This is a genomic window from Streptomyces sp. SP18CS02, assembly GCF_036322365.1.
Taxonomy (GTDB): Bacteria; Actinomycetota; Actinomycetes; order Streptomycetales; family Streptomycetaceae; genus Streptomyces.
In genome coordinates, this window is record NZ_JAQYXC010000140.1 from 1 (window position 1) to 230 (window position 230).

Annotated in this window: 1 protein-coding gene; it reads left to right on the forward strand. The window is 67.8% G+C overall.

The annotated features are described in order from the left end of the window. Positions 1-24: 24 nt before the first annotated feature. Positions 25-230: hypothetical protein (locus PUR26_RS00905; RefSeq protein WP_329868229.1), on the forward strand; the 206-nt coding region annotated here is incomplete at its 3' end.

Here is a 230-nt window from a genome sequence, read left to right on the forward strand (position 1 = left end):
ACGATCGCGGTGGCTTCCCCCGTGATGACCGTGGGCAGCGTCGTGACGACCGTCGTGATGACCGTCGTGATGACCGTCGGGACGACAATCGTGGTGGTGGCTTCCGCCGTGACGACAGCCGTTCCGGTGGTGGCTTCCGCCGTGACGACCGTCGGGACGACAACCGTGGCAGCGACTTCCGTCGTGACGACCGTGGGCCGCGTCGGGACGACAACCGTTCCGGTGGTGGC